A 6,290-nucleotide genomic window follows, 5' to 3' on the forward strand; every position below is an offset into this window, starting at 1 on the left:
GTCTGAAGGATACAAACGCCGAGCTGACTTAATGAAAACGAGACTCTCCCACGCGGGCGGCGATCGCCTGCTGGTACAGGCGGCCGGCCCGGTAGGACGAGCGGACGAGCGGGCCGGACATGACGCCGGCGAAACCGATCTCCTCGGCCTCCCGCTGGAGCTCCACGAACTCCTCGGGCTTGACCCAGCGGTCCACCGGGTGGTGACGCGGGGTGGGACGCAGGTACTGCGTGATGGTCACCAGGTCGCATCCGGCCTCGTGCAGGTCGCGCAGCGCCTGGGTGATCTCCTCGCGCTCCTCGCCCATGCCGAGGATGAGGTTCGACTTGGTGACCAGCCCGGCCTCGCGGGCCAGGCTGATGACCTGCAGCGAGCGCTCGTAGCGGAACGCGGGCCGGATCCGCTTGAAGATCCTGGGCACGGTCTCGATGTTGTGCGCGAAGACCTCGGGCCTGCTGGAGAAGACCTCCTCGAGCTGGCCGCGGTCGCCGTTGAAGTCCGGCACGAGCAGCTCGACGCCGCAGCCGGGCACCATCTCGTGGATCTGCCGGGCGGTCTCCGCGTACAGCCAGGAGCCGCCGTCGGGCAGGTCGTCACGGGCGACACCGGTCACCGTGGCGTAGCGCAGGCCCATCTGGCGCACCGACTCGGCGACGCGGCGCGGCTCGTCCCTGTCGTACTCGGCCGGCTTGCCGGTGTCGATCTGACAGAAGTCGCAGCGCCGGGTGCACTGGTCGCCGCCGATGAGGAAGGTGGCCTCGCGGTCCTCCCAGCATTCGGAGATGTTGGGACAGCCCGCCTCCTGGCACACGGTGTGCAGCCCCGCGCCCTTCACCAACGACTTGATCTCGTTGAAGTTGGGGCCGTTGCGCAGCCGCGTCTTGATCCACGGCGGCTTCTTCTCGATGGGGGTCTGGCTGTTGCGCACCTCCAGGCGGAGGAGCTTTCGGCCTTCAGGAGCGACGGTCATGCGACTTCCTTCGCAGCACTCCGCGGCAGCGGTCCGCGGGCCCGGGGTCCGAGCGGGAGCACGCGGCCCTGCGCCGTACGCGGGCCTGCGTGCCTGTCGGAACGCTCGTTCACGAGCCCAGCTTATTACCTGCCCTCAGGTGATCCGGGACAGCTCCCGGACCGTCCGGGCGAGGTGGCGCGACAGCTCGGCGTCGATCCGGTCGGACTCGCCGGAGCCGAGGCCCACCGAGCCCTCGTCGACGCCGGCCGACTCGAGGAGGACGGCCCGCAGCGCCGTCGGCGGCTCCGCCTGCCAGGCGGCCTGCCCGGCCAGGGAGTCCTCCCGGCGCGCGGCCACCAGGCCGGGGTCGGTGTCCCTGGAGAGCGCGGCATCGCGGATCTCCTCGGCCGTCTCCCCGCGCCTGGCCGCGGCCATCACGGGGGTGAGGCGGCTTTCCCCCATGGTGAGCGCGTCGACGTACTCGACGACGGCCCGCGACGAGACGGCGCGGGCCGCGACCTGGTCGGCGTAGTAGACGGCGTGCTGCGACTGGGCGGAGACGAGCCGGCGCAGCGCGAGCTCGGCGAGGAACAGCGGCCACACCAGCACCCAGCCGGTGACCTTGCCGATCGCCTGCGACGCCATCCTGCCTGCCGGAACGCCGCTGTGTACGTCCAGGTGGGGGTCGCCGAAGTCCCGATACCGGTCCACCCGCATGCCCATCAGGGCGTGCCGCCACTCTCCCGTGGTGGCGAGGGCGGACGGGACGAACAGGCCGCGGACGGGGTCGCCGCTCACCTCGCGCGCGAGCTCCGCGCCGAGCATGCCCGCCCGCTCGCGCGGCGTCAGGCTGAGCAGCAGCGGAAGGCCGACGAGCAGCACGGGTCGCCGCCGTATCCCCGCCCGCAGGTGGGCGCACCGGAAGAGGCGGTCGTGCGCTGGCGGCCGACCGGCCGGGCCTGTCCAGCCGCCGGCCCCGCAGCCGGAGGAACCGCCTCCTGGCGTCACGGGGGAGCAGATCGGCACGGACCTCGCCGGGGGGTGAGGAGAGGGTCATGCCGCGAGTATCTCCGAGGCCAACCCGCTCGGCGAGACGCCGAAAACTGCAATTGATTGCAAATTTGTAGTAGAGTTCAGAAATGGCCGAGGGACTTCGGGAGCGCAAGAAACGGCAGACCCGGCGGCGCATCGCCGAGGTGGCGGTCGGGCTGTTCGTGGAGCGCGGCTTCGACAACGTCACGATGGCCGAGGTCGCCCAGGCCGCCGAGGTCTCCGTGAACACCGTCTACAACTACTTCCAGGCCAAGGAGGACCTGGTGCTCCCGCCCGAGGAGGCGTCGCCCCGGAGGCTCGCCGACATCGTGCGGGAGCGGCCGCCGGGCGAGTCGGCGGCCGTCGCCGTGCTGCAGCGCCTGCGCCGGGAGATACGCGGGCGCGAACGCGTGGTCGGGCTGAGCGCGGGATTCGGGCGCGTGCTGGAGATGATGCGGGCCGCCCCCACGCTGACCGCCCGGCTGGAGGACCTCGGCCGCCAGATGACCGACGCGCTGGCGGTCGCGCTGGCCGAGGAGACCGGCGCCGACGCCGGCGACCCGCTGCCGCGCGTGGTCGCCTGGCACATCGGCTGCCTCCACTCGCTGGTGTACGCCGAGATCGGGCGGCGTACGACGGAGGGGGAGAGCCCGGACGCCATCGCGGCCGCCGTGCTGGAGTTGCTCGACGTCGCCGAGAGCCTCCTGGGCGAGCGCGTCCGCACCTATGCTGTACGAGAGGGACGACCGTGTTCAGAGTGACGATCAGAGGAAAGTTCAAGGGCCTCGACGACGCCGGCCGGGCCGCCGTGACGGCGGCGGGCGGCACCGCCTACACCGAGGGCGGCACGTTCACCCACGACGCGAGCGTGTCCGCCTTCACCTTCCGCTGCCAGGTGCCCGCGGGGCCGGACGACGGCGAGGACGAGGCCGCGCTGGGAGCGATGGCCGCGCTGGACGCGCACGGGCACCCGTACGAGATCCTGCGGGTCGCGGTGACCGACATGCGCCAGATCAAGATCCGCAGGAAGGGGCGCGGCGCGTAGCCGTCAGGCGAGATCCTCCTCGTACAGGTCGTACGGCTCCTCGCCGAGGGCCTCGGCGAGGCGCTTGCCGGCGAACGGGATGACCTCGTCGACCGTGATCCGCCGGCCGGTCTCGGCCGCCAGCGACGTCACCCCGGCGTCGTCACCGGCGATGCGGGTGTACCAGCTCAGGTCGTTGACGCAGTTGAGCGCGAAGCCGTGCATGGTGACCCCGCCGGAGACCCGGATGCCGATCGTGCCGAGCCTGCGGTCGGGCAGCCCGTGCGCGGGGTCGCCGGGCACCCACACTCCGCCGCGGCCCTCGACCCGGCGCGCGGTCAGCCCGAAGTCGGCGCAGACCTGGATCAGGACCTCTTCCAGCAGCCGGATGTAGGAGACCACGTCGCCGATGCGGATGATGGGGTAGCAGACGAGCTGCCCCGGACCATGCCAGGTGATCTTCCCGCCCCGGTCCACGTCGATGACCGGCGTGCCGTCGACCGGCCGCTCGTGCGGCAGCGTCCGCTTGCCCGCCGTGTAGACGGGGGCGTGCTCCAGCATGAGGCACAGGTCGGAGATCTCGTCGGCCGCCCGCCGGGCGTGCAGCCGCCGCTGCAGGGTCCACGCCTGCTCGTACGGTACGTCGACGCCCAGGCGGACGATGGCCACGCCCTTCACGTTCCCATCGGCCTTCACGTTCACAGGGTAGAGGTCAGCAGCCGGGGCTCGATACGCAGCTCCTTGACGGCGGGGCCGTCCCGCTCGATCCGGTAGGCGTACCCCTCGGGGTCGGTGGTCACGGCCTGGATGAACTCCGTGCCCACGTAGTGCAGCGCCACGCCCTCGTCGGCGGCGTACCCCTCGGGCAGCTCGCCCGACGCGACCGACTCGTGCAACAGCGCCCGTCGCTGGGGGTCGGAGTTGTAGTGGACGCCGCAGGAGTAGGGGAGCAGGCCCAGCCCCTCGGCCCAGGGCCGCAGCCTCGGCCCGAACGAGTCGGTGTTGCCGCCGACGTGCCAGCACAGCGCGCCGGCGCTCTGCCCGGACAGCACGACCCCCGCCCGCCACGCCTCGGCGAACGCCTCGTCCAGGCCGTGCAGCCGCCACAGCGCGGCGAGGTTGGCGACGCTGCCGCCGCTCACGTAGATCGCGTCCTGCTCCAGGATCCACTCGCGGGGGTCCTCGACGTTCGGCATCGGGAAGACCGTCAGGTGGCTCACCTCGACGTCCCAGCGGGAGAACGCGCCGTACATCTTGAGCAGCCACTCGGCGTCGTCGCCGGTGGCCGTGGCGAGCAGCCCGAGCTTGGGGCGGTCCTGACCGGTCAGGTCGAGGACGTAACGCAGCAGCGCGGTCGGCTCGATGAACCCGTACCGCTCCGACTGCCGGAATGATCCGCCTCCGATGGCGACGATGTGCGACTGCCCGATGCGGCTCATGCGCATCACTCCTGTTCCCGGATCGAATGACTCTTTAGAGTACGGCGGCCAGCGCCTCGCCGATGGTGGGATGGGCGAACCGGTGACCTGCGTCGAGCAGCCGCCGGGGGAGCACCCGCTGACCGGCGAGCAGGGCCTCCTCCGCGAACTCCCCGAGCGCCAGGCGCAGCGCGAGGCGCGGGGCCGGCAGCGGCATCGTCGGGCGGCGCAGCGCCCTGGCGAGCGCGGCGGTGTACTCGGCGTTGGTCACCGGCTCGGGAGCCGTGAGGTTCACCGGCCCCGCCAGTTCGTGCGCGAGCAGGAAGCGGACCGCGTCCACCCAGTCGGGCAGCGAGATCCACGAGACGTACTGCCTGCCGCTGCCGAGCACGGCGCCCGCGCCCATCTTGAAGATCGGCAGCATCCGGGCGAGCGCGCCGCCCCGGCCGCTGAGCACGAGGCCCGTGCGCAGTGGCGTCACCCGCACGCCCGCCTCTGCCGCGGGCGCGGTGGCGGCCTCCCAGCCGCGCACCAGATCGGCCAGGAAGCCCGTGCCCCCCGGCGCGGACTCGTCCACCGCACGGTCGCCGGTGTCGCCGTAGAAGCCGATGGCGGAGGAGGACAGCAGCACCCGCGGCCCGCCCTCGGCGCGGGCCAGCGCCTCGGCGAGGGTGCGCGTGCCGCCGACCCGGCTGTCCACCAGTTCCCGCTTGTACGCCTCGGACCACCGGCGGTCGCCGATCCCGGCGCCGGCCAGGTGGACGACGGCGTCCGCGCCCTCCAGCGCCCCGGGGTCGAGCACGCCGCCCGCCGGATCCCAGAAGCGCTCGTCCGGCCCGGCGGGCGGGCGCCGTACGAGGCGGCGCACCTCGTGCCCGTCGGCGCGCAGCGCGCGCACCAGGGCCGTTCCGAGCAGTCCCGAGGAGCCCGTCACCACTGTCGTCATCGTCTCCACGCACGGGTCACTACCCGGAAACGCAGGGGGCCGCCCCGCGAAGCGCGGGACGGCCCCGATGGCGTCCGGGCGGTACGGCTCGCGCCGCCCCGGGCGTACGGCTACGCCAGGCCGAGCTGGGCCTCGAAGCGGCCCTCCTCGAGACGGTGCTTGATCGTCGTGAGGAAGCGGGCCGCGTCGGCGCCGTCGACCAGGCGGTGGTCGTAGCTGAGCGCGAGGTAGACCATCGAGCGGACCGCGATGACCTCGCCCTCCGGGGTGTCCACGACGACCGGGCGCTTGACGACCGCGCCGGTGCCCAGCATGCCGACCTGCGGCTGGTTGAGGATCGGCGTGTCGAACAGCGCGCCCCGGCTGCCGGTGTTGGTCAGCGTGAACGTGCCGCCGGTGATCTCGTCCGGGCTCACCTTGTTGGTGCGGGTGCGCTCGGCGAGGTCGGCGATCTTACGGGCGAGCCCGGCGATGTTGAGGTCGCCCGCGTTCTTGATCACCGGGACGAGCAGGCCGCGCTCGGTGTCGGTCGCGAAGCCGAGGTGCTCGACGTCGAAGTAGGTGACCTCGTTGGTCTCGCTGTTGATCGTGGCGTTCAGCTTCGGGTGCTGCTTGAGCGCCTCGACCGCGGCCATCGCGAAGAACGGCATGAACGACAGCTTCACGCCCTCGCGCCGCAGGAACTCGTCCTTGGCCCGGTCGCGCAGGCGCGCGATGCGGGTGACGTCGACCTCGACCACGGTGGTGAGCTGCGCCGAGACCTGCAGCGACTCGACCATGCGCTTGGCGATGGTCTGCCGCAGGCGCGACATCTTCTCCGTACGGCCGCGCAGCGTGGTGTCCACCCGCACCTCCGACGCGGCGGGCGCGGCGGCGGCCGGGGCGGCGGGCGCCTGGGCCGGGGCGGGCGCCGCCTGC

The 6,290-nt window shown here is 72.5% G+C and carries 8 protein-coding genes; 2 read left to right on the top strand and 6 right to left on the bottom strand.

What is annotated here, in order from left to right; translation table 11 throughout:
* Positions 1–28: 28 nt before the first annotated feature.
* Both lipA and B1L11_RS28075 read right to left on the bottom strand, forming a co-directional pair.
* The gene (gene lipA / locus B1L11_RS28070; RefSeq protein WP_079317717.1) at positions 29–970 is read right to left on the bottom strand and encodes a lipoyl synthase; all 942 of its coding nucleotides are present in this window, start codon (positions 968–970) and stop codon (positions 29–31) included.
* 135 nt (positions 971–1,105) lie between these two features.
* Positions 1,106–1,834 carry a hypothetical protein gene (locus B1L11_RS28075; RefSeq protein WP_079317719.1) on the bottom strand — a complete coding sequence of 243 codons (729 nt, stop codon included), beginning with the start codon at positions 1,832–1,834 and terminating at the stop codon, positions 1,106–1,108.
* 257 nt (positions 1,835–2,091) lie between these two features.
* Here B1L11_RS28075 and B1L11_RS28080 point away from each other — a divergent pair, with 257 nt between their 5' ends.
* Complete coding sequence (locus tag B1L11_RS28080) at positions 2,092–2,745, top strand: TetR/AcrR family transcriptional regulator (protein ID WP_079317721.1); 654 nt, start codon at positions 2,092–2,094, stop codon at positions 2,743–2,745.
* Positions 2,742–3,029, top strand: a complete 288-nt coding sequence (locus B1L11_RS28085; RefSeq protein WP_256862958.1) for a DUF6204 family protein — start codon at positions 2,742–2,744, stop codon at positions 3,027–3,029. Before B1L11_RS28080 ends, B1L11_RS28085 begins: the two co-directional genes overlap by 4 nt.
* 3 nt (positions 3,030–3,032) lie before the next feature.
* On the opposite strand, the gene lipB is transcribed toward B1L11_RS28085, so the two are convergent.
* The 4 genes from lipB to sucB form a co-directional block, all read right to left on the bottom strand.
* Positions 3,033–3,704, bottom strand: coding sequence for a lipoyl(octanoyl) transferase LipB (lipB, locus tag B1L11_RS28090; protein ID WP_239108042.1), 672 nt, complete (start codon positions 3,702–3,704; stop codon positions 3,033–3,035).
* Between the two features lie 2 nt (positions 3,705–3,706).
* Positions 3,707–4,447 carry a peptidase E gene (locus B1L11_RS28095; protein ID WP_079317738.1) on the bottom strand — a complete coding sequence of 247 codons (741 nt, stop codon included), beginning with the start codon at positions 4,445–4,447 and terminating at the stop codon, positions 3,707–3,709.
* 34 nt (positions 4,448–4,481) lie between these two features.
* Complete coding sequence (locus B1L11_RS28100) at positions 4,482–5,372, bottom strand: TIGR01777 family oxidoreductase (protein ID WP_079317740.1); 891 nt, start codon at positions 5,370–5,372, stop codon at positions 4,482–4,484.
* A 110-nt stretch (positions 5,373–5,482) separates the two neighbouring features.
* A partial coding sequence (sucB, locus tag B1L11_RS28105; protein ID WP_079317742.1) for a 2-oxoglutarate dehydrogenase, E2 component, dihydrolipoamide succinyltransferase occupies positions 5,483–6,290 on the bottom strand: 808 nt, incomplete at its 5' end.

Source organism: Microbispora sp. GKU 823 (genome assembly GCF_002027145.1).
Classification (GTDB): Bacteria; Actinomycetota; Actinomycetes; order Streptosporangiales; family Streptosporangiaceae; genus Microbispora; species Microbispora siamensis.